Origin of the sequence: Psychromonas arctica, assembly GCF_038155225.1 — a bacterium.
GTDB classification, from domain to species: Bacteria; Pseudomonadota; Gammaproteobacteria; order Enterobacterales; family Psychromonadaceae; genus Psychromonas; species Psychromonas arctica_B.
Window position 1 is genome coordinate 13,460 of sequence record NZ_JBAKBA010000004.1, and the last position, 25,177, is coordinate 38,636.

At 37.9% G+C, this 25,177-nt stretch carries 21 protein-coding genes; 10 read left to right on the forward strand and 11 right to left on the reverse strand.

Annotated features, from left to right (window positions below):
- Nucleotides 1–355 precede the first annotated feature (355 nt).
- Genes xdhA through xdhC form a run of 3 tightly spaced genes read left to right on the forward strand, consistent with a single transcriptional unit; the run spans nucleotide 356 to nucleotide 5,160 of the window.
- The gene (gene xdhA / locus V6255_RS02800; RefSeq protein ID WP_341626778.1) at nucleotides 356–1,906 is read left to right on the forward strand and encodes a xanthine dehydrogenase small subunit; all 1,551 of its coding nucleotides are present in this window, start codon (nucleotides 356–358) and stop codon (nucleotides 1,904–1,906) included.
- Nucleotides 1,893–4,271 carry a xanthine dehydrogenase molybdopterin binding subunit gene (xdhB, locus tag V6255_RS02805; protein ID WP_341626779.1) on the forward strand — a complete coding sequence of 793 codons (2,379 nt, stop codon included), beginning with the start codon at nucleotides 1,893–1,895 and terminating at the stop codon, nucleotides 4,269–4,271. Before xdhA ends, xdhB begins: the two co-directional genes overlap by 14 nt.
- Nucleotides 4,264–5,160 (forward strand): xanthine dehydrogenase accessory protein XdhC, encoded by an 897-nt coding sequence (gene xdhC / locus V6255_RS02810; RefSeq protein ID WP_341626780.1) that lies wholly within the window; start codon nucleotides 4,264–4,266, stop codon nucleotides 5,158–5,160. Before xdhB ends, xdhC begins: the two co-directional genes overlap by 8 nt.
- Nucleotides 5,161–5,393: 233 nt before the next feature.
- On the opposite strand, the gene V6255_RS02815 is transcribed toward xdhC, so the two are convergent.
- Nucleotides 5,394–6,686, reverse strand: coding sequence for a diguanylate cyclase (locus tag V6255_RS02815; RefSeq protein ID WP_341626781.1), 1,293 nt, complete (start codon nucleotides 6,684–6,686; stop codon nucleotides 5,394–5,396).
- A 402-nt stretch (nucleotides 6,687–7,088) separates the two neighbouring features.
- Here V6255_RS02815 and V6255_RS02820 point away from each other — a divergent pair, with 402 nt between their 5' ends.
- The 3 genes from V6255_RS02820 (at nucleotide 7,089) to V6255_RS02830 (ending at nucleotide 8,012) form a co-directional block, all read left to right on the forward strand.
- On the forward strand, nucleotides 7,089–7,340 hold the full coding sequence (locus V6255_RS02820; RefSeq protein ID WP_025564081.1) for a type II toxin-antitoxin system prevent-host-death family antitoxin: 252 nt from the start codon (nucleotides 7,089–7,091) through the stop codon (nucleotides 7,338–7,340).
- Complete coding sequence (locus V6255_RS02825; protein ID WP_341626782.1) at nucleotides 7,337–7,597, forward strand: Txe/YoeB family addiction module toxin; 261 nt, start codon at nucleotides 7,337–7,339, stop codon at nucleotides 7,595–7,597. The genes V6255_RS02820 and V6255_RS02825 overlap by 4 nt, the downstream gene beginning before the upstream one ends.
- 292 nt (nucleotides 7,598–7,889) lie before the next feature.
- On the forward strand, nucleotides 7,890–8,012 hold the full coding sequence (locus V6255_RS02830) for a hypothetical protein (protein ID WP_341626783.1): 123 nt from the start codon (nucleotides 7,890–7,892) through the stop codon (nucleotides 8,010–8,012).
- A 242-nt stretch (nucleotides 8,013–8,254) separates the two neighbouring features.
- On the opposite strand, the gene V6255_RS02835 is transcribed toward V6255_RS02830, so the two are convergent.
- From V6255_RS02835 to V6255_RS02855, 5 genes are all read right to left on the reverse strand, one after another.
- Nucleotides 8,255–9,007, reverse strand: a complete 753-nt coding sequence (locus V6255_RS02835) for a hypothetical protein (RefSeq protein ID WP_341626784.1) — start codon at nucleotides 9,005–9,007, stop codon at nucleotides 8,255–8,257.
- Nucleotides 9,008–9,145: 138 nt separating this feature from the next.
- The gene (locus V6255_RS02840) at nucleotides 9,146–9,694 is read right to left on the reverse strand and encodes a hypothetical protein (protein ID WP_341626785.1); all 549 of its coding nucleotides are present in this window, start codon (nucleotides 9,692–9,694) and stop codon (nucleotides 9,146–9,148) included.
- Nucleotides 9,695–11,068: 1,374 nt separating this feature from the next.
- Nucleotides 11,069–11,995 (reverse strand): ABC transporter permease, encoded by a 927-nt coding sequence (locus V6255_RS02845; protein WP_341626786.1) that lies wholly within the window; start codon nucleotides 11,993–11,995, stop codon nucleotides 11,069–11,071.
- Between the two features lie 22 nt (nucleotides 11,996–12,017).
- Entirely contained in the window at nucleotides 12,018–13,106 is a 1,089-nt protein-coding gene (locus tag V6255_RS02850; protein ID WP_341626787.1) for an ABC transporter permease, read from the reverse strand.
- Nucleotides 13,099–14,646 carry an ABC transporter ATP-binding protein gene (locus V6255_RS02855; protein ID WP_341626788.1) on the reverse strand — a complete coding sequence of 516 codons (1,548 nt, stop codon included), beginning with the start codon at nucleotides 14,644–14,646 and terminating at the stop codon, nucleotides 13,099–13,101. Before V6255_RS02855 ends, V6255_RS02850 begins: the two co-directional genes overlap by 8 nt.
- Nucleotides 14,647–15,150: 504 nt before the next feature.
- Between V6255_RS02855 and uraD the strand changes: the two genes are divergently transcribed.
- The 3 genes from uraD to V6255_RS02870 all read left to right on the forward strand — a co-directional run bounded on the left by uraD (nucleotide 15,151) and on the right by V6255_RS02870 (nucleotide 17,333).
- Nucleotides 15,151–15,651: a 2-oxo-4-hydroxy-4-carboxy-5-ureidoimidazoline decarboxylase gene (uraD, locus tag V6255_RS02860; protein WP_341626789.1), complete on the forward strand. Its 501-nt coding sequence runs from the start codon at nucleotides 15,151–15,153 to the stop codon at nucleotides 15,649–15,651.
- Nucleotides 15,648–16,010, forward strand: a complete 363-nt coding sequence (gene uraH / locus V6255_RS02865; protein WP_341626790.1) for a hydroxyisourate hydrolase — start codon at nucleotides 15,648–15,650, stop codon at nucleotides 16,008–16,010. Before uraD ends, uraH begins: the two co-directional genes overlap by 4 nt.
- A 90-nt stretch (nucleotides 16,011–16,100) precedes the next feature.
- Entirely contained in the window at nucleotides 16,101–17,333 is a 1,233-nt protein-coding gene (locus V6255_RS02870; protein ID WP_341626791.1) for a urate hydroxylase PuuD, read from the forward strand.
- A gap of 136 nt (nucleotides 17,334–17,469) precedes the next feature.
- On the opposite strand, the gene V6255_RS02875 is transcribed toward V6255_RS02870, so the two are convergent.
- Nucleotides 17,470–18,564: a GGDEF domain-containing protein gene (locus tag V6255_RS02875; protein WP_341626792.1), complete on the reverse strand. Its 1,095-nt coding sequence runs from the start codon at nucleotides 18,562–18,564 to the stop codon at nucleotides 17,470–17,472.
- 714 nt (nucleotides 18,565–19,278) lie between these two features.
- Here V6255_RS02875 and V6255_RS02880 point away from each other — a divergent pair.
- Complete coding sequence (locus V6255_RS02880) at nucleotides 19,279–20,226, forward strand: homocysteine S-methyltransferase family protein (RefSeq protein ID WP_341626793.1); 948 nt, start codon at nucleotides 19,279–19,281, stop codon at nucleotides 20,224–20,226.
- 98 nt (nucleotides 20,227–20,324) lie between these two features.
- Here V6255_RS02880 and V6255_RS02885 read toward each other — a convergent pair whose 3' ends face one another.
- From V6255_RS02885 to V6255_RS02900, 4 genes are all read right to left on the reverse strand, one after another.
- The gene (locus tag V6255_RS02885; RefSeq protein WP_341626794.1) at nucleotides 20,325–21,143 is read right to left on the reverse strand and encodes a 5'-nucleotidase, lipoprotein e(P4) family; all 819 of its coding nucleotides are present in this window, start codon (nucleotides 21,141–21,143) and stop codon (nucleotides 20,325–20,327) included.
- 341 nt (nucleotides 21,144–21,484) lie between these two features.
- Complete coding sequence (locus V6255_RS02890; RefSeq protein ID WP_341626795.1) at nucleotides 21,485–22,450, reverse strand: ABC transporter permease; 966 nt, start codon at nucleotides 22,448–22,450, stop codon at nucleotides 21,485–21,487.
- 3 nt (nucleotides 22,451–22,453) lie between these two features.
- Nucleotides 22,454–23,584 (reverse strand): ABC transporter permease, encoded by a 1,131-nt coding sequence (locus V6255_RS02895; protein ID WP_341626796.1) that lies wholly within the window; start codon nucleotides 23,582–23,584, stop codon nucleotides 22,454–22,456.
- Nucleotides 23,581–25,167 carry an ABC transporter ATP-binding protein gene (locus V6255_RS02900; RefSeq protein WP_341626797.1) on the reverse strand — a complete coding sequence of 529 codons (1,587 nt, stop codon included), beginning with the start codon at nucleotides 25,165–25,167 and terminating at the stop codon, nucleotides 23,581–23,583. The genes V6255_RS02895 and V6255_RS02900 overlap by 4 nt, the downstream gene beginning before the upstream one ends.
- Between the last annotated feature and the right edge of the window lie 10 nt (nucleotides 25,168–25,177).

The following is a 25,177-nucleotide window of genomic DNA, read 5'->3' on the forward strand; positions in this document are numbered from 1 at the left end:
AACAGCATAGTTATTTTATAGTAATACGATTACAAAGTATCACTGCAAAAATAGCGCCATCCTCACGCATTATTGTTAAATACTTTCTGTAAAACATTTTTACTTCTATTTAAGTTTGTTAAACCAGACAGAAGAATACTCATCAGATTTAGCTCGTTTTAACGCCAGTGATAAAAAATCCCGTGATATTCCTTATTAAATAGCTTTTTTGAGTGCTAGATCAAAGGTTGGTACATAGTATGCAATGCAATGTATTGACCAAATGGTCAAAAGTGTTTTAAATATTTTTAATGTCAGCTAAGAAATAACGTTAAGCCCCTAGTAATAAAGGCTTGGTTAATAAAGAGAGGTTTACGTGGTTCAATTTTTACTTAATAACGAAATGGTTAAGTTACAAGCATTTGCTCCAAGTTTGAGCATTTTAGATTGGTTACGCACCAATATGGGGAAAGTAGGCAGCAAAGAAGGTTGTGCTTCTGGAGATTGTGGTGCGTGTACGGTAGTGGTTGGCGACTTAATTAATGGCGAATGGCATTACAAAAGTATTAATGCTTGTCTAATGTTAGTAGGTAACTTGCACGGTAAACATTTATTAACCGTTGAAGCATTGACCACAAAAATGAATCCAGCAGTTGAAGATCTTCATCCCGTACAAAGAGCAATGGTTGAATGCCATGGTTCACAATGTGGCTTTTGCACACCTGGTTTTATTATGAGCTTATTCGCTTTATATATGAATTTTGAAACTTACCCAGGTAAAGAAAAGGTGATTCAAGCATTGGGCGGAAACTTATGTCGTTGTACTGGTTATCAACCTATTTTAAAAGCCGCTGAAAAATGTTTTAGCTATCAAAACCAAGCTGCACAAAATATTGCACACAAAGATCATCGCTTTAGTAAACAAGTCCAAGCATTAACTATTTCCTTAGAAAAAGACTTAGCATTAAATAAAATACCAATGATTGAAAACACAACAAGCGAAAGAGAAGGACAGTACTTTTATTTACCACAGAATCTATCGCAATTATGTGAATTAAAAGCTTCACATCCAAAAGCACAATTTGTGGCTGGCGCGACTGACCTCTCTGTAGAATTTAGCCAACGACTCAGTTATAACAACCAATTAATTTCAGTACGTTATTGTCCTGAATTGATGCAATTTAATGAAGATGAGCAAGGTTTACATATTGGTGCCGCACTCCCTTACAGCGAATTCCTTGATAGATTCTCAGAGATTTACCCTGAATCACATGAATTATTTGAACGTTTAGGCTCTTTACAAATTCGTAATGCAGGCTCATTGGGCGGCAGTATTGCTAATGCTTCACCGATTGGCGACCCTGCACCATTATTTATTGCATTGAACGCTAGCCTCGAATTACAAAGCATTCGCGGTAATCGTATTATGCCATTACAAGATTTCTTTCTTGATTACCGAAAAACACAATTAGCACAAGACGAAGTTATTGTGGCCATTCATATTCCGACACGTAATCCTGAATTTAATTTAAGTTGTCACAAAATATCAAAACGCATAGAAGATGATATTTCAGCGGTGTGTTTAGTTTTAAGTTATCAACTTGATGGCGACAAAATGCAAGATGTTCGATGCGCAATGGGGGGGATGGCGGCAACACCTGCATTAGCCAAAAACGTAGCGCAGGCATTAGAGGGAAAAACCTTCAGTTTAGAAAACTTACAAAACGCAGCATTGCAAATACAAGTCGATTTTCAGCCATTGTCTGACGTCAGAGCCTCTTCAGCTTATCGTTTACAAGTGAGTAGAAATTTATTCGACCGTATTTGGTATCAAGGATCTGGGAAGATCCAATTGCAGCAAGACAGTGATCTTGCCATTCATTCTATTTCAGCTATTCACACAAGGATTAATCATGCGTCACTTTAAAACAGATAAACCAAGTGGGTCTACGAAGAATGCAATTGGCAGCTCTTTCATACACGAAAGCGCCGTAAAACAAGTTATTGGTAAAGCGGCTTATATTGATGATAGACCAGAGGAAGTGAATAGCTTGCACGCTTACCCTGTGTTATCGACGATTAGTAGCGGTAAGATATTATCAATCGATACCAGCGATGCATTACAAATTGAAGGTGTTGTTGCTATTTATGGTACACAAGATATTCCAGGTAAAAATGATATTGGTCCGGTTTTTTCGGGTGATATTTTATTAACAGATGACGTCATTGAATATCATAGCCAACCGATTTTGTTAGTGGTTGCAACGAGTTACCAAACTGCACGTATTGCAGCCCGAAAAGTCGCGATTGAATACCAAGAGACCGCCGCTGTCATTGATATTAAAGAAGCCATTGCCAATAAAAGCTGGGTTCGTCCTCCACATGCGCTACACAGAGGTGATGCACAACAAGCGATTAAAGATGCAACGCATCAAGTGAGTGGTGAGTTATATGTGGGTGGTCAAGAGCACTTTTATTTAGAAGGGCAGGTAAGTATTGCAACACCAACAGAAGATGGAGGCATGTTTATACAATCTTCAAGTCAGCATCCATCTGAGGTTCAGCATTTAGTCGCTAAAGTATTAAACCAACCATTTAACTACATTACTGTCGAAATGCGTCGAATGGGTGGGGCTTTTGGTGGCAAAGAAACACAAGCTGCACCATGGGCTTGTTTAGCTGCTTTAGCCGCTTATTACACAGGTCGTAGCGTTAAAATTCGTTTAGCACGTAGTGATGACTTTAAAAGCACAGGTAAGCGCCATCCTTTTTATAATACTTACCAAGTTGGATTTGATGATAACGGTTTAATCACAGGTGTTGATATCGATATCAATGGGTATTGTGGTTATTCGCCAGATTTATCTGATGCGATTGTTGACCGTGCTTTGTTCCATGCTGATAACGCTTATTATTACCCTAATGCGCACATTAATGGTAATCGTTGTAAAACTAACACGGTTAGTAACACTGCATTCCGTGGCTTTGGTGGTCCGCAAGGCATGATCATGGCGGAGCAATTAGTGGACGATATCGCTTATTATCTCGGTAAAGATCCGTTAGAAATTCGTAAATTAAACCTGTATGCACCAGGGCGTGACTTAACGCCTTATAAACAAAAAGTAGAGCAGTTTATATTGCAAGATATGATCGCCCAAATGGAGCAAGAGAGCGATTACTGGGCGCGTAAAGCAGCCATTGAAAGCTTTAATAAAACATCACCTATTATCAAAAAAGGCTTGTCATTAACGCCTGTTAAGTTTGGTATTTCATTTACGGTTCAACATTTAAACCAAGCCGGAGCATTAGTTGTTATCTATTCCGATGGAACCGTTCATGTAAACCATGGCGGTACTGAAATGGGACAGGGATTAAATACTAAAATTGCACAAATAGTCGCGCAAACATTGTCTATCGATATGCAATATATTTTAGTCAACGCAACGCGCACTGATAAAGTCCCAAATACTTCACCTACTGCAGCATCAAGCGGTACTGACTTGAATGGTATGGCAGCATTGAACGCGGCCAATACCATTAAAGAAAGATTGTTTGAGTTTGCAGCTACACATTTTGATGTGAAACCAGATAGTTTAGCGTTAGTGGATAACCAATTGACCCATGAAAAAGGTCAAATTAGTTTTGCTGAGTTGATTAACCTTGCTTACTTAAACCGTATTTCACTTTCTTCTACTGGGTTTTACGCAACACCAGAAATCTACTACGACCGTGAAAAAGCGGAAGGGCATCCTTTCTTTTATTACGCGTACGGCATTGCCTTGAGTGAAGTCGAAATTGATGTGCTAACCGGTGAAAATACCGTTACACGTGTTGATATATTGCATGATGTGGGTAACTCAATTAACCCAGCATTGGACGTTGGTCAAATCGAAGGGGCCTTTATTCAAGGTATGGGTTGGTTAACAACGGAAGATCTCAGTTGGAATGACAATGGCGTGTTAGCAAGTAATGCACCTGCGACTTATAAAATACCTGCGATTGGTGATACCCCTGCAGAATTTAACGTGACGCTTTATGATTCAAAAAATCCTGCGACCACTGTGTTTAAATCTAAAGCCGTCGGTGAACCGCCATTTATGTTGGGGATCAGCGTATGGAGTGCATTACGTAATGCCGTTGCGAGTATCACTGACTATCAATTTGCACCAAGCTTGAATACACCTGCTACCGCTGAATGTGTTTTAGGTGCAGTACAAGTGGCGAAAGATTGGTTACAGGATCAAAAATCAGAGAAACAAGGCACTGATAAAAAAGGAACAGGCGATGCTTAATATCTCAACGCAAGGCTTACACGCCCATAGCTGGTTAGAAGCGGCTACAGAGCTTGAGCAGGGCACAGAAACCTATGTGATCGTAACGCTACTAAGTACTGCAGGTTCTACGCCTCGTGCTAGTGGTACGAAGATGGTGGTCAGTGAACATAATATTTACGCCACCATTGGAGGCGGGCATTTAGAATTTAAAGCGATTAAACAGGCTCGCCAATTGATTGAACAAGGTGAAACATGTCAGCAAGTTGAAAACTTTCAACTAGGTGCCAATCTAGGCCAATGTTGTGGTGGACAGGTCGTTGTATTGTTTGAAGTATTTGCTAGCGATAGTATGCAATTAGATGTGTACGGCGCAGGTCATGTCGCGCAAGCGTTAATACCGGTTCTCGCTCAACTTCCAATACGTGTCCGCTGGATTGATAGCCGTGCAGATTTATTCCCAGAGCACGTACCAGCAAACGTGAAAAAAATAGTAGATGAAGAACCTACTGAACAAGTAAAAAGTGCCGCTAAAAATACGGCATTTTTAATATTGACTCATAATCATCAATTAGATTTTTCATTAACTCAGGCGATTATTAAACGTGCCGATTCGTTATGGCTTGGTGTTATCGGTTCAGATACTAAAGCAAAAAAATTCCAATATCGTTTAGCGCAAAGAGGTTTTACAGAAAAACAGGTACAAAGCATGACCTGTCCTGTTGGCCTAAAAGAAGTCTCGGGTAAGTTCCCAATGGAAGTCGCTATTTCAATAGCAGGGCAGCTGGTGGATCTTTACCAAAGCTTACAAGTTGAACAACCGAAACAAAAGGGTAAAGAATGGAAAGAGTTACAAAATAACTTAGTTCATTTAAGTGCTTTGCAAAGCAAAAAAAGTAAGGTTGGTTAATGGTTTTTTGCTATCTAGTATAGCTCGTTTGCGTTCGTCCAGTCATTAAGGTTAATGATAGGCTTTGGTATTCCGCCCTTGCAGCGCATTACTTTCCTTTGATTGACGAAAGGAACTAAACCTACAAAAACCAAAGGAAGGTTAACAGAGTCATTTTCTGTTCCAAGTAACCAACTGCTTTTATAACGCACCGGCTCTTACTATTCTGGTGGACTTATAAAAGTATTATAGAATTATTCAACTCTATTTCTTCCTAATGATTTTGCTTTATACAGCGCTTCATCTGCATGTTTCAACGTTGTGGTAATATTTTCATCCCTTGCAGAAAACTCAGCAACCCCAATGCTAATAGTGTATTTAATGTTACCGAGGGCTGTATGTATTTCAATGTTTTCAATAGAAACTCTTATTCGTTGAGCTAACTTTTGAGAAGAGGTCAAACTTGTTTCAGGTAAAATGATGGCGAACTCTTCACCTCCTAACCTAAATAAACTATCTTGTTGGCGAATGGTTTGTTTGATGATTGATACCGTTTCTATTATTGCTTCATCGCCAAGGGCATGACCGTAAATATCATTAATAACTTTAAAGTGATCAATATCTAGCATTAAAATAGTATAAGGCTTGGCACCTCTTCTACATCTGGCAAACTCTTCATTACCAACTAAATCAAACTGTCTACGATTAAATGCGCCCGTAAGAGGATCTGTGACAGAAATTAACTGTAATTGTTTATTTTGCTCAGTAATTTTTTTTTCTGCTTCGACTCTTAAACTAATATCTCGTAGAATCCCACAAAAAATACGACCGCGCTTACTCACCCAATTTGAGACTGATAGCGAAAGAGGAAAGGTATCTCCATTTTTTCGTAAGCCTTCAACCTCCACCGTTTTTCCAATTATTTTACTTTGTTTCTCGCTAGATATATTGGCAACACCATTAAAATGACTTTTGCGCATATTTTTCGGAATGATGATGCTGACGGACTGACCTATGGCTTCTTCTTCTGTATAACCAAATAAATGAGTCGCTGCATTGTTCCAAGATAAAATAGTAGAGTCATCATCCATAGTGATAATTGCATCTATAGCGGTTTCAGTAATATTTCGTATTTCAGAAATATAATCATCAATACGTGCTTTGGCCTCATGCAGCATCGCATTATCACGAATAGAGACCAAAACTTGGAACTGTTGTTCAACACCTTGAAATGGTGATAAGCCAATACTCACTGGAATATCATTACCCAATTTAGTTTTTGCAGTTAAATCAACATACTTGCCCATTTCACGTATGGTTGGATTATCAAAGAAAGATTGACGAAGTGATGCATGTTTATGACGATATTGGTTTGGTACCAAGACCTCTATTGGTTGTCCTATTAGTTCACCAGTAGGATATTCAAATAATTTATCAGCTCTAAGGTTAGTGTGAGTGATGATACCATGCTCACTAATAATGATAGTTGCATCTATTGCGATCTCTATGAACTCACTTATCCCACTACTATGCATATGGTCTTTCATTTTTTTCATTAAACCTTAGTTGCTGCTGGGCGAAAAATTATATTATAGACTATACATCATAAGATGAACCGCCCTGTGCGGAGCCGCATGCAGGGTGGTGTGGGGCTTGAGGTTAGATACCTCCGGCTACCTTATTATACATTTTATATACGGGACAACATTTGAGTACATGGGTTTGCTTTGATAGTTTTCAACTATTGTAATATACCCTTAATTTTCAAATCATTTTTCTGTTTTACGTTTCAATAGTTCCACATTAGCCCCTTCGTAATATTAACTGGAAAAACCAGAGGGCTATAATCGTATAGCGATGCCGCAGTTTTGTTTTAGTTGAATTGACTTGCTATATGCCATTAAACTAACATGTACAAATTAACGTACATGAACAGATTGGAGTTAACCATGGATGCAATAAGCTATACAGCAGCTAGAGCAAATTTAGCAAACACAATGGCGCATGTTTGTAATGATCATGCTCCAATAATTATTACTCGTAAGAGTGAAGCTCCCGTTGTGATGATGTCTTTAGAAGACTATAACGCAATGGAAGAAACCACATATTTACTGAGATCTCCTGCTAACGCAATACATCTACTTGATTCAATTGCTGAACTTGAAGCTGGCAATGGAACAGAACGAGAGCTTATTGAATGAAGCTCACCTTTTCAACTAAAGCTTGGGAACAATATTTATATTGGCAAACAACCGATAAAAGAATATTGAAACGCATAAATTTACTGATTAAAGATATTCAACGAAGTCCAAATGAAGGAATTGGAAAACCAGAACCTTTAATACATGGACTATCTGGATATTGGTCACGTCGCATTAATGATGAGCACAGAATCGTTTATAAATACAAAGATGAAACTATTCTAATTGCTCAACTGCGATACCATTACGGCATATAACAGTGTCATTAATTAAAATCATTCTCTATCTCCGGTAGATAGACAAAACAACCGGTATCAGTTTCTTTACCGCCTTCTTTGTCTGGTAGATTCAACTCAAAAAAATACATTAAAAGTTAAAAGCTCTGTATCCCCGTGTGGAGCATTCGAAGGAAAAATAAACACACAAAGGCAAAGAATGCAGACTAAAGTCAGCGCCCCAAAGTCAAAGCCGTTTTGCTAAGTTGGTAATAGTCCCGTTCGAATTTATATTTTTAGATTTTCATAAATGATTGTCAAAGGCTACCAATTGATGATTGAACTTGATCATTGGATCCACCGTCTATTACGTATGTCTTTCTCGTCAATAAAATTGGTGGCAATGGCTAAAACCACGGACGAAAGTGAGAGCATTGATCAAACTTGGTGTCAGTAGCGGTTTAGCTATCTCTTGTACTAGTAGATTTATAAAAAGTACAAGTAAAAGCCCTTGTCGTAGTTCGAAAACCAAAGGGCTCAATAGTACGGTCAGCAATGAATTTTTAGCAGGACAAGGATTGGTGTCATTAAAGGATTTGTGGATTAATATTCACTATTCATCATAAGATGAACCGCCCTGTGCGGAGCCGCATGCAGGGTGGTGTGGGGGCTGGAGGTTAGATACCTGCGGCTACCCGATTAGCCGTCTTTTTCTTCAACCTGAACTAATACACCAGTATGATCATTTGAATCTAACATTATCCCAGCACCTATATTAAAGTCTTTGACGTAAGACTTTAAATCATCTGATTGTGATTCAAATAATATAAACCTAAATGATTTTTTAAGATCTGCATCTTCATTAAGTGTCGTAATATTAATGTGAAATTTATAGTCTCCTGGCTGCCATATAAATTTTTTCTCGAAGAAGTCGATAAACGGTTGAACAAACACATCTGTAACCTCAACATTCGATTTATCATTATCAGCTAAATCTTTTCTTAATCGTACTATTTCTTCTCTGAGTTTTTGTTCTGAATTTTTATATGATTTTTCTTCCTCTCTATCGAAGAAATTTAATAAGTTAACTCTATTTGACCACTCATCATTAGGAGCAAGCGAAAAACTAGTAAGTAAAACGCTTTGGTTGTTCAAAGGGTCTGGTAAATAGTTTTGAGCTTCTAGCGAATCAACTAATTTCCTATCTCTTTCTATATCTATATTAATTGCTTTAATTCTAACGTTTCGTCCTCCAGTATTTCTTAAGATCATATGCATTTGAACATTAGGATTCCCAACTTTGTGAGTTAGGTGGACTCGTGAATATAACTCCAAATCTAGTTTAGCTTTTTTAAACCACAGGGCTATTGGTGGTAATTGAGATAAAATTAAAGCAGCGAAAGCGACAGTAAAAGACCAAAATTTCCAATCTGATAAAAATTCCAAACTCACGTTGAATATACTCCAATTTTGAGAGACGGCTAACGCCGCAAATACTTGCGCGTAGGTTGGCGCTATTTTTGCTGGCTTGTTGTTTTTAGCAAAAACCGGGACAACCGTAATGCGTCTGGTGATTTGCTTTGTTATAAGTTAACGCACACCTTGATAAATTACCGTCCCATCAGTAATTCCTAAATCAGTACGCATCTCATTAAGTAGAATATCAACTTTACCTCTCATATCTTCCCATAATAACGGTTTTCCCTCATACATTATAGGTATAAAATAATCGATTATGTCGTTGTATTTGTTCATTACATTTTGACTAGATACGAGAGAAATATTTCCATAAATTATATTTCTATTTATAGAGAAATTTTCCTCTACTTCGCTGGAGATAGAGCTTTTTTTTTCTAAAGCGACTGATTCAAACTCACTTAGAAGTTCACAAATAAGGTTGATTGCAGTCCTATATGTAGCGAGCTTATCATTATGACGAGTGATATCCTTTTGTTTTAATGAATCCAATTCAACTTGCAATTTTGCTATATTCTCAGAATGCTTGCTTATTTCTTTTTGCAGGATTCTTGCTGCCCATACTTTACCTAGCCAAGCAGATAAGGCAACAAGAACAACAGCAGCCCCACCGAGAGATGTGTATGTTGATGTAATGATATTTATAAAGTCATCTATGTTCATAATTTACTTATAACAGTGTAATTAAGTAGAATCATTCCGTATTTCCGGCGGATAGACAGAACGCTCTATTTTATTTAAATTTGACAGTAGAGTACTAAAAATAAATAAACCAATCAAAAAGTTAAAAATAAAACTAAAACCTTCATCATCTGGATAGACAGAATTGTTCTACATTTACGACGTAAATACAGAAATATATTTATTCTGTAGAGAGTGAGCTTAAGTTTTTGTCAAACAGGCTAAAATCAGCATAAAACATTGCTCAATGTGGACGAACAATCCCACCGTCTAGTTTTCCCAAATAATCAATTGCTTTTAGCAAAGCCGAACAGGATGTTTGGATTAGGCTCGTTTGGCACATGGATGTGCCGCAAGAGCCGGTGCGTTATAAAAGCAATTTATTATTTGGATTAGAAAACGCTCGGTTGGCCTTTCCTTTGCTTACTTTCCTTTTGGCCATTCAAAGGAAAGTAAAGTCGCCGACAGGGCGAAAACACTGATAATAAATATCAAACTGACCGGATGAGCGCAGACGAATCCAACGCAATTAAATTAAGCTTAAAAAGTATGGTTTCCACGTGAAGTAGAAGAAGAAAAAACAAACACACAAAAGCAAAGAATGCAGAGTAAAGTCAGCGGCCCAAATTCAAAGGTATTTTACAGAGATTGGTAATAGCATCGTTTGAGTGCATATCTTAGGTTTTCATAAAAGGGTAAAAGCAAAGCATAAAACATTGCTCAATGTGGACGAACAATTCCGCCGTCTAGTTTTCCCAAATAATGAATTGCTTTTAGCAAAGCCAAACAGGATGTTTGGATTAGGCTCGTTTGGCACATGGATGTGCCGTAAGAGCCGGTGCGTTATAAAAGCAATTTATTATTTGGATTAGAAAACGATTCGGTGTCAGTTTCTTTGCCGCCTTTCTTTTCTGATAAAAGAAAGACGTGTCGCCGACAGGGCGAAAGCACTGATAATAAATATCAAACTGACCGGATGAGCGCAGACGAATCCAACTCAAAGTAAATTAAGCTTAAAAAGTATGATTTCTTACGTGAAGTATACGAAGCAAAAATAAACACACAAAAGCAAAGAATGCAGACTAAAGTCAGCGCCCCAAAGTCAAAATTTTTTTACTCAGTTGGCCTTTCCTTTGCTTACTTTCCTTTTGGCCATTCAAAGGAAAGTAAAGTCGCCGATAGGGCGAAAACACTGATAATAAATATCAAACTGACCGGATGAGCGCAGACGAATTCAACTCTAAACACTAGATCCCGCACTAATAAAAAGCATAAAAAAAGCCGTTGCTATCGCCATAACAACGGCCAATACTTTCTATTAAATAAAAAAAGTAAGCGATTACCAACCTCGCGAGGTTAACTACTCCTATGCCATGGTTTACCTAATGCCATCGGTTCAAACAACTTCAAGCGTTGTTTATCTCGACTTAACATGACTAACACAACTAGCGTTGCAATGTACGGCATCATCGCTAATAAGTTAGATGAAATATCCCAGTTTAAGCCCTGTGCAACGAGGTGCATGATGCTTGCAAAACCAAACAGATAAGCGCCTAAAATGATGCGTTCAATACGCCAGCTTGCAAATACCACTAAAGTCAGTGCAATCCAACCTTTACCTGAAACCATACCTTCCGTCCACATTGGCGTATAAGCAATCGATAAGTAAGCACCTGCTAACCCCGCCATAGCGCCACCAAAGGCAACAGATAAATAACGAATCAACATAACTGGTAAACCTAAGTTACTCGCGACACTTGGATCTTCACCTACTGCACGAACCGATAAACCTTGGCGGTGGTAACGGAAAAATAAATACACAACGACAATTAATGCCCAACTTAAATAGACAATGGCATTCTGTGCAAAAATAGCTTTGCCTATGATTGGAATATGCTGCAATTCAGCAATCGCCAGTGAAGGTAAAATAGAAATTTGTTTACCTTCATAATCATTACCTAAGAACGCAGATAAGCCTGTGCCAAAGATAGTGAGTGCTAACCCAGCGGCTACTTGGTTCGCGTTAAGTTGTAATGCAATGACTGCAAATAAAAGCGACATAGCAACGCCGACTAGCATTGCGAATACAAAACCAAGAATGTAACTATCAGTGTGATACATTGCGATAAAACCAGCGACCGCGCCCATCAACATCATGCCTTCTTGGCCTAGGTTTAACACGCCACTTTTTTCACACACCATTTCACCTAAAGCCACCAATAAAAGTGGTGTGCCTGTCATGATCATGGCGTATAAAATATTTGTTATTAAATCAATATCCATCAGTTAATTTCCTTAATACTGTTTAATTTTTTGCCGTAGCAGTTAAACCTGAACGCTTAAACGTGAAGGCAATTCGGTAACGAATAAGCACGTCACAAGAAAGTAAGAAGAATAGTATCAACCCTTGTAATATCCCACTTATTGACCTGGGTAAATTCAAGATCATTTGCGACATTTCGCCGCCCATAAACAGTAGTGCAATTAATAGCCCTGCTAAGGTTATGCCCACAGGGTGTAAACGCCCAAGAAAGGCAACAATGATAGCTGAGTAACCGTAACCTGGCGAAATGGCAGGTATTAATTGCCCTGTTGAGCCAGTCACAATAACTGCGCCCGCTAAACCTGCTAATGCCCCTGATACTAAAAACACCATTGCCGCTAATTTTTTCTGTTTGTAACCTGCCATGTGTGCAGCGGGTTTATCTAACCCGAGTACTTTGATTTGGAAACCTAAGAAAGTTTTACTCATGAATACCCATGTCACGACAAGCGCCAATACCACTAATAATAAACCAACGTGTAAGCGCGTTCCTTCAAACAAAATAGGTAAAAGGGTGCTATCACCAAACAAGGCACTTTCTGGGAAGTTGTAGCCATTAGGATCTTTTAATGGCCCGTAAACTGCCCATAACAATGTATTAAGTGCGATGTAGTTCATCATGATCGTCACTAACGTTTCATTACAATTTAAACGTAGATTCAAGAACGCTGATATACCTGAGCAAATCATGCCCCCGACCATACCTGCGATTAATGTTAAAGGCATTGCCCAAGCGCTACTCGAATCAACAAACTGCAATGCCATTACAGTGCCAACTACTGCGCCGGTTAACAGTTGACCTTCGGCGCCAATGTTCCAGATAGAAGCGCGGTAACATAAAGCTAAGCCATAGGCACAAAGTAGGATTGGGATGGCAACCACCAATAACTCAGTAATGCCATACCAATTGACAATCGGGCTAATAAAAAACGTGTAAAGCGCTTCTACGGGATCTTTACCTAATGCCATGAATAAAATAGTGCTAGCAATTAAGGTTAAAAATACCGCTAAGATAGGCGATAAATATCCCCACTTAGCAGAGGCTTGAGCGCGAGGGACTAATTTAATCATGTTGCGATACTCCTTTATTGTCAGCAGTTGTCGTATCAAAATCACCTGCCATCCATTGGCCTAACTTAACTAAAGGCAATACTTCTGGCGCTAAAAATTGTGAAATTTGACCATCACAAATAGCCCCTAAACGATCACTGATTTTATACAATTCATCCAAGTCTTCAGAAACGATTAAGATAGCGCAACCACGATCTCTTAACTGCAAAATTGCATCATGAATAGCCACTTGAGCACCAATATCTACGCCCCATGTTGGGTGAGACATCAGTAAAAAGTTAGGTTCTTGATCTATTTCTCGACCGACAATGAATTTCTGCAAATTACCACCCGATAAACTCGCAGCCGCGTCATGATTACCTGCTGTTTTCACTTTGTATTTTTTTATTATTTTATCTGCTAACTCAACTATTTTAGATTTTCGTAGAAAGCCATTTTTAACTAAACCTGAATCAAAGCTAGTGAGTAAGGCGTTATCGCATAAATCTAAATCAGGTACTGCGCCTCGGCCTAAGCGATCTTCAGGAACAAAGGCTAAACCTAAACGACGACGTTGTAATGGTGTTAATTGATCTATCACTGTCCCTGCAAAGGTGATGGATTTTGAGTTTGGGTGAATATCTTCACCGGATAACGCTTTAAGTAGCTCTTCTTGTCCGTTACCTGCTATACCAGCAATACCGACTATTTCACCGCGTTTTACCTGCAAGTTAATATTTTTCAAGGCAACGTCAAATTGCCCCGTTGATGTGGTCGATAAGTTTTCAATGTTCGCAAATACGTCAGTTCCTAATGAACGACGGCAATCATTACTGATAGCAATATCTTCACCGACCATCATGCGTGCGATGGACTCTGATGTTTCTTCCTTTGGATTACAGTGCCCAGTGACTTTACCTGCACGTAGAATCGTCGCACTATCACACAGCTCTGTGACTTCATGTAATTTATGGCTGATAAACAGTACTGAACAACCTTCTTTGGTTAGCTGTCTTAATGTTTTAAATAAATTGTCGACTTCTTGCGGAGTTAATACTGAGGTAGGTTCATCTAAAATAAGTAATTGAAGATTTAATAATAAGCAACGCACAATCTCAACACGTTGGCGCTCACCTGTTGATAAACTCGAAATACGGCGGTCTGGGTCGAGTGGCATTCCGTATCGTTCTGAAGTGGTTTTGATACGATCAGCTAAGGTTTTTGAGTTACCAGCTTGGTCACCTAATACTAAGGCGATATTCTCGGAAACAGTGAGTGTTTCAAATAATGAAAAGTGTTGAAAAACCATACCAATACCTAAACCGCGTGCTACCGAAGGTTGGTCAATAGAAACAGGTTTTCCATTCCATATAATGCTACCTGAGTCAGGTTTTACCACACCATAAAGCATTTTCATTAAGGTACTTTTACCTGCGCCATTTTCTCCCAACAGCGCATGGATCTCACCATGTTCTATATCTAGAAATACCTCATCGTTAGCTTTACAGCCTGGGTATTCCTTGGTGATCCCAAGCATCGCTAAACGCTTAACATTGCTCATTGATAAATCCCTTTTATTACAGATTATTATGATCTAATTAATGTTATTAACAGCTGTTAATTACACCTGTTTTGATAGAACAATATCATCGACATTATGCGATGAATCACCCCTTATTTATGATGTTTTTGCTGTAACCTGTCCAATTGGTCAAAGTTGGTATGATATTAGCAATAAGCTTACCAGTTATTTAAAAACTGCATCTAATTAATAAGCAATTAACTACTATAAAAAATGCTAAAAGCTCTATAGCCTTTTATTACAATAGGTTATAGATATTAAAAATGACACGGTGCAATTTTGTCATTATATACGAACAGAATATAAAGTGAGGCAAGAAGCACCAAGAGTGTACATTTTAAATTAATTTGCACCATATATGGGCTTAAATTAAAAAATGTCGAGTTTTTGTGTGAGTCATTTTGCCTTTATAAGAAAATTATTTCTCATTTTAAATCGTGTCAAACAGTAGAAATAATTGAGTAAATTTGAAAAGGAAAGTTGATGAGTTTAAATGAAATAAACACGGCAAATACAGAAGATGCTTATGCTGTTTTTGAAAGTTGTTGCTGTGCGCCTAATTGGATTGAAATTATGGTTAGTGCTCGTCCTTTTGTCGATTCAAAGGCTTTATTAGCTGCATCGAAACACGCTTTTTCACAATTATCAGATGAAGACTACCTTATCGCTTTTACGGGTCATCCACAGATAGGCAATCTAAAAACTTTACATGAAAAATATGCCAATACTTCAGGTACAGCAAGCAACGAACAGGCTGGTATGTCGCTTGCTGACAGTAAAGTATTAGAAGAGATGATTCAATTAAACCAAACTTATTTAGAGAAATTTGGTTTTATCTTTATTGTTTGTGCTTCAGGTAAAAGTGCACAAGAAATGTTGGATTTAATTAGAAATAGAATTGGGAACGAGCGCTCAATAGAGTTGGGTATTGCGGCAGCTGAGCAAGCTAAAATCACTAACATACGTTTGGAGAAATTATTATGAATAACAACCCAATTACAACGCACATACTCAATACAGCATTAGGAAAACCAGCTGCAAGTATCGCAATTCAATTGTTTATTTTAAAAGATAATGAATGGACATTACTCTCTTCAGCGATGACTAATGAAGATGGTCGAGTTGATGATTGGCATGAGACAGGGTGGTATCAAGGTAAAGAATCTGAGCAGTTGTTTGCAACTTATAAAATAGTTTTTTCACTTGAAGATTACTGGGAAAAACAAAGCATCGATGGTTTTTATCCAAGTGCTGAAATTAGCTTTAAAGTACAGGATTCAAGACATCACCATATTCCTTTGTTATTAGCTCCATACGGTTATTCAACTTACCGAGGAAGCTAGTAAAAATGTATTGTTAATAGGGTGTTAGACATACAGATAAAGTTCAAAAAATAAAAATAACAAAGCAAAAAATAGACAGGATAAACAAATATGGAAAATTATTTAATCGAAGTAGCACATTTAGTTTTACGCTATTTCCACGTAATTGCAGGTATTGCATGGATCGGCGCATCGTTTTATTTTGCTTGGTTAGACAATAGCTTAGAAACACCACCGAAAGAAAAGGCTGATAAAGGCATTAGTGGTGATTTATGGGCGATACATGGCGGTGGTTTTTATGAAGTCGCTAAATATAAGAATGGCCCAGAGCACATGCCAACAACGTTACACTGGTTTAAATGGGAAGCTTATACGACTTGGATCACGGGTACATTGTTGTTTAGCTTGCTGTATTACGTTGGTGCTGATGTTAATTTATTAGACGGCAGTAAAAGTGAATTAACTAAATTAGCGGCGATTGGGACGTCATTCGGTAGTATCGCGGTTGGGTATGTTGTTTATCGTGCGTTATGTAACTCAGCATTGGTTAAAAATGGTTTTTTATTCGCAGCAATAAGTGTTGTATTACTAGGTTTATGGGCTTGGGGATTTGACCAATTATTTGCCGATAAAGCGGTTTATATCCATATTGGTGCGTTAATTGGTACTTGTATGGCGGGTAATGTTTATCACATCATCATGCCGGGTCAGCGTTATCTAGTGAAAGAAGTTGAAGCAGGGCGAATTCCAGATCCATCGGTTGGGTTAAAAGCTAAACTTTGTTCTATTCACAATAACTACGCGACGTTGCCGATTATTTTCATCATGTTAAGTAATCACTTTTCGCACACTTATACACATCAATATGGTTGGTTAGTGTTAATTGCTTTGATCGTTATTGGGATGTGGATAAGACATTACTTCAACCTTAAGCATCGACATATTAATAAACCATCGGTTTTAATCAGTGGTATTGCTGCTTTTTTCGTACTGATGTTAGCGATTGCTCCTTGGGAAAGCTTTGCGCCGAGAGTGGCTGCGACTAATGAAGGGGGAGCTGATGTTGTACAGATTTCAGATGCACAAGCTTGGAATATTGTAGAGAAGCATTGTACCGAATGTCATAGTGCAACGCCGACGTCAGCAATGTTTGCTAGTGCGCCATTAGGATTTACACTTGATTCAATAGAAGCGGTGGAAACACAGCATGAGAAAATTTACTCTCGCGCCGTATTAAATAAAGATATGCCGCTAGCAAACTTAACTAATATGACAGAGGAAGAGCGTGAAACCTTAGGAGTTTGGATTGAAAACTACCGTATTAAAAAGGCAGCGAAGCAGTAATCTAAGTATCGGTGAGTAATAAAAAACTTAGATTAATATCATAAATGTTACGGCTTTAATATTTTTTCATTAAAGCCGTCACCGCTCAAGTTAAAATTACTCTATAACATGAAGAGATAAACGCTGTTTGTTTAGGTTATGGACAGACTCTATTCCTACCCATTTCTTTTGCTTTATAGAGTTGTGTATCTGCTTTTTTATAGATATTTTCAAGTAAAAAGTTACCCTCATTGACTTCAGATATACCGATACTGATGGTTGTTTTAATAGAAACAGTATTATAAATAAACTCTTTATTCTCTATCATAGAACGGATTTTCTCTGCGATAACCTTTGCTTTAGTAAGTGATGTGTTATTAAGTAAAATAGCAAACTCTTCCCCACCGACACGTGCAAAAAGATCACTACTTCGCATCTTACCTTTAATAGACTTAACTAGTTCTATCAATACAAAATCACCTGCTTGATGGCCAAAAGTATCATTAATACGTTTAAAATAATCGATATCAATCATTAAAAGAGCAGTACATTTTTGCTCTCTAGAGGCGATTAAAATTATATTTTTAGCGATTTCAAAAAAGTAACGTCTATTATAAATATTAGTGAGTGCATCTGTTATTGATAATTGTCGAAATTTTTCGGTACTTTTCTCTAATGCTTCATGTGCCTCAATGCTCGATATTCGATTATTTAACATTGTTTTAGAGAGTAAAATAATTGCAGGAATATAGATCATAATAAATATAACCAATGCGATATGCTGCTCGTCTCCATAATAAAGCATGATCAAAATTTGAGGTGTAATAAGACTAAAGATAAAGATTAAATACGCTTTATAGAGTGATGACATGGATAAAGTGGCTGCTGTAATAACCCCTACAGAGACTAAGAACATAACAAACTCAAATGGCTGAGGTGCATAGGCTAACACTAAAAGTGAGGCAATAGCCCACATTGCAGCTTGAAATACGTTCAAAACAATAAAGTAAACTTCCGTTTTATTTATTTTTATTGTGTCTTTATTTTGTAAATGTTCTTTAAACATTTTTACATTTTGTAAACGATATGCAGCTAATATTATTTGAAATAATAACCAAGTAAAAATAAAAATTAAGGGGATGAATGGTATAAATATAAACAAATAAGCAAAAGAAACGACCAACATAGCAGCCATTGCTCTTGGTGTTTGATTAATCACAACTTCTATTAATTTGGGGTGAACATTAGACATCTTGTATCCTAGGATAATTAAATTCTATTCTATTAGTAGATAACTAATTAACCAGTGTTATAGAGCTGTATTTATTTGATAATTTACTAAAAAGTCAACTTTTTATATTATCATTATAATCTAATGAGAGAGGTAACTAAAGGTGTAATCTAATGATTACAGTCACTATAAATATATTCAGGTGTGATTAAGTATTTCCATGTGTTGATATTTTATATTGAGATTTTTTAAACATTATTAAATCTTTTTTACATCGGTGAGTATATAAACCGCTCGAGATAATCCATTCTACAAAACATTCACTTCGCCCGCTTCATTTTATCTTTTTAAGAAACTAAGAAACTAAGAAACTAAGAAATTAAGTTTAGGTAGAGAAGATAAAATCTCATACACCCGTTACCAATCAAGATGCATTATTCAGTTGTTCACTCAGACGCTAATACAAAGTGACAGTTGATGGTATTGGCTAATTTTATCGAACGTTACAATGCAGTTCGAGTTGATGACCGGTAAGGCCGTCGTGAAGTAACCCGTTAAATCTTTACTTTTATGCCTATAATCTGCCTACTTCACGACTTGCTAATTTTTGCATCTTGAATAGTGACGGGTATATATTGAATTTTCCTCATCTTTACCCTGATGAAGTTTCATTATGTTTTTTCTTGGAATATGTTTAAATAAGCCTATATTAATTTAGACGTATAGAAGTCCATAATGAAAAATTTAACAATACTAGATGGTGGTATGGGACGAGAACTTAAGCGCATTGGTGCACCGTTTTCTCAACCACTTTGGAGTGCACAAGCATTAATAGAAGCGCCACATTATGTGACTCAAGCACATCAAGGATTCATTGATGCAGGTGCAGAGATTATTATTGCTAATAGCTATGCTTGTGTGCCATTTCATCTCGGCGAGACACGTTATCAGCAGCAAGGGTATGCATTAGCTGAGCAAGCTGCCGTTATTGCGAAAGATGTTGTTAAGTCGTCGAAAAGAGACGTTTTAGTCGCTGGATCGTTACCGCCTGCTTTTGGGTCTTATCGTCCTGACTTATTTGAGAGCAAACGTGCTTTTGAAATATTAAGCACTTTATTTAACGCACAGGACCAACACGTCGACCTATGGTTTGCTGAAACCATTTCAAGTGTTGAAGAGGCACTGGTCATCGTTAAGGTGCTTAAAGGGTCAACAAAGCCTTGTCACTATGCATTTACATTGAGTGATCAAGTTGGCGAACCAGCACGATTACGTTCTGGCGAGTTGGTGACAACGGCCATTGAAGCGATTTTGCGAGAAGGTAATATTGATGGCATTTTCTTTAACTGTTCTATTCCTGAAGTCATTGAGCAAGCGATACGTGATACTAATAAAGTCTTAATTGAACGCGTTATAAACGATGCAGAGCATAAAGAAAAGACTAATACAGAAGATAGTAAACAGCAGATAAGTATCGGTGCGTTCGCTAATAGTTTTGTGCCTATTTCAGCTACTCACAAAGCCAATGAAGCTGTTCAAGGTTCTCGTGATTTATCACCTGCAGAATATCTACAATTTGCTAAAAAATGGCATAGCCTCGGTGCAAATATTATCGGAGGGTGTTGCGGTATTGGCCCTGCCCATATTGAAGCGTTAGTTGACTGGAGAGATAGCCTTTCGTAAAGAGGGGGAAACTCATCAAAATAAAGCGCTATTTAATCGAACAGATCCAATAGCGCTTTTTATTTTAACGCTTTATTTTGACATTATGTTATTTAAGGTTAAAGCTTACCTGCTGCTGCTTGTTTTAACTTCTCTCTATTTTCATCGTTAGCTTCAGGTTCTGATTGGCCAAAAATACCTGCCATCCAATGACCATCGGTTGGGTTAGGGAATAATACGTATTTCTTACCGTATAAATCACGGTCTTCTTCCATCTTCGCTTTACGTCCTGCAACATCGCCTTTGACATAATATTTACGACGGAAATCATTTAGGCTATCACCAAGAAAAACAGCCACATCATAATCTTTCATTATTTCGTTCTGGCGTGTTTCTTTATTTGATGTGTCACGTAACACCGTAAGATGGCTTTCATCTTTCAATGGGAAACCTAAGTGCTTGATATTACCAAGTGCATATTCAAAGGTTCTTTCGCCTTGTTCGCGACTAGTGATATAAAAAATTTCCACATTATTCTCTGCACAAAAGGCTAAAAATTCTTTTGAGCCTGGCGATGCGACCATTTTATTTTTTGGGATCCATTCATCCCAAATCGGATCGTCAAAAAAGTCGATATTTTTGTCGACTAACATTGCCCAGTAATCAAGGGGCAGTACTAAGGTATCATCAAAATCAGATACGATAGCAAGTGGTTTATCGCCTTTTTTATGCTTAGCTAATGCGAGTTCTACGTGCATACGAGCGATATTAAAGCCTTGATAATAAAGCGCTTGGTATTCTGCTGCTGTTTGTTTCCATGCCACTGAATACAGTAAAGGGTTTGCTGTTTCGACATGATCATTGGCTAATACTGCCGGTGTTATAAAAGGACTACAAAGTGCGATAGTGAGGAGTGATTTTTTTAAAAAATTGGTCATAACGTTTTAACATCCTTGATTAAGTAATCTAAATAGAATCTCTATAATAACGAGTGGAATGTCGCCTTATAGAGCTAAAAATAAAGCCATTCCTGATACATCAGGCAGCGACTTAGATTAATATAATTTAATTCTGTCTATTTCTCTATCACTTGAATGACTTGATATTGTTTGATGAATCGTCAGTGTTAATTCGTAGTAGGTTGTTGGTGGTGATCTAATTAAAGGCTGTGAGGAATAAGCACTTTAAAATGAAGTCGAGTAATAGAGTAGATAAGTGATTTTCGTTTAGTTTTAATAAATCTAGATTGCTGCTAAAAAACAGCAATCTAGATACAAATCTAACGAGATTTAACGTAAGGCACACCAATTGATTTTGGCCCTACAGCGCGACCAATAAAGCCAGCAAGTAACAATACCGTCAATACATAAGGTAATATTTCAATTGCTTGCACTGGTATTTCACCAATAAATGGTAACTCCGCACCTTGTAGTCGAATGGCCATCGCGTCTAAGAAGCCGAACAGTAAACAGCCCCACAACACTGGAACAGGTTTCCACTTACCAAAAATAAGCGCGGCTAGTGCGATATAACCTTTACCCGCACTCATATTGGGCACAAACCCAGCACTATGTGCAGTGGATAAATAAGCACCCGCTATGCCTGTTAGTATACCGGCACAGATCAGTGCTCGATAACGTAACCAAGCAACAGAGATACCCGCTGTATCAACAGCATGTGGGTTTTCACCTGCTGCACGTAAACGTAAGCCAAAACGTGTTTTAAAGATGATCCACCAACAAACAGGCACAATTAATAGTGATAAGTACACTAAGATGTTATGCCCAGATATGAGCTCACTATAAAGTAATCCAATCACTGGTACGTCTGCAATTGCATCAGCACCTGGTAAAGTAATCGACGTAAAGCGTTCACCTTGCGATAAAGGTGGTGTTTGACCACCAAGTCCAAACCAGTAACGACCTAATGTGACGGTTAAGCCAGCAGCCAGCATATTAATAGCAACACCTGAGACTATTTGGTCACCACGATGCGTTATACACGCAAAACCATGTAGCATTGCTAACAGAACCGATGTCGCCATGGCGGCTAATAATCCTAATGTCACCGACCCTGTTATTGAAGCAGTGGCTGCAGCTGCAAATGCTGAAGCTAATATCTTTCCTTCAAGGGCAATATTTACAATGCCTGAACGCTCCGAAAATAAACCAGCTAATGCAGCAAGAATAAGTGGGGCAGCTACCCTTAAGGTCGCATCGAGTATTAAAATGATACTTTCATACATAATTTAAGCCTCCGCTGCTAGTTGATTTTTAGATTGTTTTTTGGCATCAAGGTATACAAATAATCGCTCTGTTGGTCTTACTAACATTAACGAAAGGGCACCACTAAATAAAACAACTAATGCCTGTACTACTTGGATCATTTCACGGTCAATATTTGGGAAATCAAAAGAAAGCTCAGCACCGCCTTGATAAAGAATACCAAATAAAACACTCGCTAGAATAATACCAAAAGGATGATTTCGTCCGATTAAACAAACCGCAATACCGGTAAAACCATACCCTGCTACAAAACCTAATTTAAGTTGTTGTCCGTAACCTTGTACTTCATTCAGGCTTAATAAACCTGATAAAGCACCAGAGATTAGCATGACAATGATGATTAAGCGTTTACGGTTAATTCCACCATATTCAGCGGCTGAAGGGCTTGCTCCCATTGCTCGTATCGCGTAACCCCAACGTGTTCTCCATAGTAATAACCAAACTAATACACAACAAACGAGTGCGATAAGAAAACTTAAATTCATCGGTGATTCAGAAAAACTGAACCCAAACCATCCAACGATTTCATGAAAGCCCGGCAAGACTGCTGAGGATTCAAAAACACGCGATACGGGTGCCATTTGTCCTTCTTGGTTCAACACATTCACCATTAAATAAACCATTAATGAAGAGGCTATAAAGTTAAACATGATGGTGGTAATTACAATGTGACTACCGCGATAAGCTTGTAAATAGGCAGGAATAAAAGCCCATAATGCACCAAATGCCATACTGGCAAACATAGTGATCGGTAAAATAGCCCAAAAAGGTAAAGTATGGTCTAAGCCTAAACAAACAAGGCCAACACCCAGTCCTCCGATATAAGCTTGTCCTTCACCACCGATGTTAAATAAACCAGCAGAAAAGGCGACAGCAACAGCAAGACCTGTAAAAATAAAGTTTGTTGCATAATAAAAAGTGTAACCAATCCCTTCTTGATAACCGAGTGCACCACTGATCATAGTTTGTGCTGCTTCAATTGGGTTAACGTCAACCGCAATAAAAATAATGGCAGAAAAAGCAAAGGCAAAAAGAATATTAATTAAAGGAAGAACAATAATATTTACCCATGCTGGAATCTTTGAGTCATTCATATTTGCTCTCCAGATGTTGTTTGTTGTGTTGTTGATAAAAGTTCATCAGGCATTATATTTGCCATCATCATGCCGAGGATTTTTTCATTTGCTTGCTCTGCACTCACTTCACCAACGATGTGACCATCAAACATAACAATAATACGATCTGATAAAGCCATGATTTCATCTAACTCTACAGAGACAAGTAAGATCCCTTTTCCTTGATCTCGTAATTCGATAATGCGTTTATGAATTAATTCAATCGCACCAATATCCACACCGCGAGTCGGTTGACCAATCAATAACACATCTGGGTTTTTATCGACTTCTCGCCCAATAATTAATTTTTGTTGGTTACCACCGGAGAATAATGAACTGCGTAATTTAGGATCGCGAGGACGTACATCCCACTCTTCCATCAAACGAGCACATTCTTGGTTAATCACTTTTGGTTTATTAAGTAGTTTTCCATTGTAGGTTGGCGAGTTTTGATAGCCTAAAATAGCCGACTCTTCTGCATTAAATGATTTTATTAATCCCATTACTAGGCGATCTTCTGGGATATGACCAACACCTAGCTCTCGCATTTGTGCTGCAGAACTTGGGTGCATTGAGTCAATACATGTTTGTCCGATATTAACTTGGCCTGAATTTGGTTTGATTAGTCCAGCCAATACACTCATTAGTTCTGACTGTCCATTTCCAGAAACCCCTGCAATACCAACGATTTCACCAGATTTGATTGAGATAGAAACGTCTTTTAAGCGATCGACTCCCATTTCATCGGTGTAAGTTACCTTTGAGGTAGATAATAATTCGTTTTCAGGTGCTGCTACTGATTTCTCTACTTTAAGTCTGACTTTACGCCCAACCATTAGCTCTGCAAGTTCTTCTTTATTGGTTTCAGCAGTTATGCGATGGGCGACCATTTCACCTTGGCGCATCACTGATACATTATTAGTGGCTGCTAAGATTTCTCTTAATTTATGAGTGATTAATAAGATGGTGACGCCTTTGTCACGTAGCGCATCAAATATTTTAAAGAGGTGATCTGTTTCTTGAGGCGTTAACACACCTGTTGGTTCATCAAGAATAAGGATTTTGGCGCCACGATATAAGGCTTTTAATATTTCTACACGTTGTTGTAGACCCACAGGAAGATCTTCAATTAAGGCATCTAATGGGACATCTAATCGGTATTCTTTCGCTAAGCGTTCTAATTCTGTACGTGCTTTTTTTAAACTAGGCTTTAATAAAGCACCGTTTTCGGCACCTAAAATAACATTCTCTAATACACTGAAATTATCAACTAACATGAAATGTTGATGAACCATGCCTATGCCATAACGTATTGCTTCTTTAGAACTGGTTAATTTACGTACTTTACCTGATATTTTAATATCGCCAGAATCAGCAATATAAAACCCATAAATGATATTCATTAGGGTTGATTTTCCTGCGCCATTTTCACCAATTATTCCATGGATCGTGCCTGCAGGTACCTTTAAGTTGATATTACAGTTAGCATGTACCGCACCGAATTTTTTATCGATACCACAGAGCTCTAAGGCAATATTTTGTTGATTATGGGGTTGAGACATAAATTAAGTT